This is a genomic window from Pseudomonas sp. 34 E 7 (assembly GCF_900005715.1).
GTDB lineage: Bacteria > Pseudomonadota > Gammaproteobacteria > Pseudomonadales > Pseudomonadaceae > Aquipseudomonas > Aquipseudomonas orientalis_A.
The window spans coordinates 10,212-12,235 of record NZ_CVTX01000137.1 but is presented as its reverse complement, the minus strand read 5'-3'; the positions used below and the strand labels follow the sequence as shown (position 1 = coordinate 12,235).

Below are 2,024 nucleotides of genomic sequence, written 5' to 3'. Positions count from 1 at the left end.
GCCGGCGGATCAGCAGGTGGGTGGGCAGGCGCAGCACGCGCGCGGCTTCACGCAACTGCGGCTGGGCATCGCGCACACCAACCAGCGTATGCAGGGTCACGGGTACCACGATCGCCTTGACCAGCACCACCAGTTTCAGGGTTTCGCCGATGCCGAAAAACACCATGAACAACGGGATCCACGCCAGGGTCGGCACTTGCGCCAACGCACTGAACGTGGGGAACACCAGGCGCTCGGCGCGCGCGCTGAAGCCCAGCCAGGCGCCGAGCAACGCCCCGGCGCCGATGCCCGCCAGCAAGCCCCAGAACAAGCGCTGCACACTGATCGCCAGGTGGCTCCATAGCTCGCCGCCCGCCAGTTCCACGGCGCTGCTCCACACCAATGCAGGCGGCGGCAGGATTTGCTCGCTCATCCACTGATGACGGCTGGCCAGCCACCACAAGGCTAATAGCGTCAGCGGTAACAGCCAGGGGCTGAGCGCCGGCCAGCGCAGTGTGGGGGTTGTCAGAGGCGGGCTTAACCGTGCGGTCCGGGCCATCGGGGACCTTCCTTTCGTTATGTGATTCCGATCTTATAAAAACGTAATCAAGATGATTGTGCGATAAGAGAGTCCATTTAAAGCCCGTGCCCGGCACGCATCCAATGCATTCGGAGAATATTTTCGATGCTGTTTATGCATAGCCCGCTGCAGCCTGCGGTTTGTCTCGCATAGTTCAAAAGGTTATTAAATTGTGAATTTATAGTATTTAAAGTTTCTATCTGCCTATGGCTACTTTCAGCTCCCCAGGCGACCGTCGCCCACCAGGAGCTGCCCTTATGAAACTGCCCTTCAAACGTCTGATCACGCTGTTCGCCGCTACCGCGCTGGCGGGTCTGGTGCAGGCCGCCGAGCTCAAGGAGATCCGTATTGCCGTGCCCGACCTCAGTGCCGGGAGCCAACATAGCGGCGGCGGCATCACTGATGTGTTGCGCCAACAGCAGATCTTCGAAAAGGCCTTTGCCGACCAGGGCATCACGATTCAATGGAATTACTTCAAGGGCGCGGGCCCGGTGATCAACGAAGCCTTCGCCAACGGCCAGGTGGACCTTGCTTATCTCGGCGACCTGGCGGCCATCATCGGCCGTTCCAATGGGCTGGATACCCGCCTGCTCAGCGCTACCGCGCGTGACATCAAGCAGTACCTGGGCGTGGTGCCGGGCTCGGGCATCAAGACCCTGCACGACCTCAAGGGCAAGCGCGTCGCGGTGTTTCGCGGCACGGCGAGCCAGTTGTCATTCGACAGCGCATTGGCCAGCCAGGGCCTGAGTGAAAAGGACCTGAAAGTCATCAACCTGGATTACAACGCGGCCGGTGCGGCGTTGGCCGCCAAGCAGATTGACGCAACCTGGGGCGGCTCCAACCTCACGGCGCTGCAAGCCAAGGGGCTGGCCGAGATCGCCCTGACCACCAAGGACCTGAACGGCGCCGGCAGCATCCAGGCGGTATTGGTGGGCAGCAAACAGTTTGTCGACGGGCATCCCGACGCGGTGGCCAAGTTGCTCAAGGCCCAGCAGCAGGCGGTGCAATGGTTGACCGATGACAATAACAAACAGGCCTACATCGAGCTGGTGTCGGGGCTGGCCAGTTATCCGCCAGTGATCCTGAGCAATGACTTGAAGGACCAGCAGCTCAGCCAGATTTTCCCGGCGACGCTGGACCCGGTGTTCCTGGGCAAGTTACAGGATGCGGTGGATCTGGCTTCCAGGGAGAAGTTGATTCGTCGGTCGTTTCAGGTGAGTGATTGGGTGGCGCCTGGGTTGGCTGCGGCGGGGCTTTGAGTCCAGTGGTGCCTGGGCTATAGCTATCGGGGGCAAGCCCCCTCCCACACTTTGAAGGTATTCACAGTTCAACTGTGGGAGGGGGCTTGCCCCCGATGGCGGCCTCGGGGCGGACCAGGATGTTGGATCAGACCGAGTACATATCCGTTTCTGCGGTAACGGCTGCTAATGGTTCCGCTTTTACAGCGGCTCACTTTTGAAAAGCG

General features: G+C 60.7%; 2 protein-coding genes. One reads left to right on the top strand and one right to left on the bottom strand.

Annotated elements, in window-relative coordinates:
• On the bottom strand, window positions 1-538 hold a 538-nt coding region (locus BFP96_RS12985), incomplete at its 3' end, for an ABC transporter permease (protein WP_371914769.1).
• Between the two features lie 278 nt (window positions 539-816).
• Between BFP96_RS12985 and BFP96_RS12980 the strand changes: the two genes are divergently transcribed.
• The gene (locus BFP96_RS12980; RefSeq protein WP_065884686.1) at window positions 817-1,818 is read left to right on the top strand and encodes an ABC transporter substrate-binding protein; all 1,002 of its coding nucleotides are present in this window, start codon (window positions 817-819) and stop codon (window positions 1,816-1,818) included.
• Window positions 1,819-2,024 lie beyond the last annotated feature (206 nt).

What these genes read in the sequence shown, in the direction of transcription:
- BFP96_RS12980 (WP_065884686.1), top strand. Translation starts at nt 817, where the DNA reads ATGAAACTGCCCTTCAAACGTCTGATCACGCTGTTCGCCGCTACCGCG.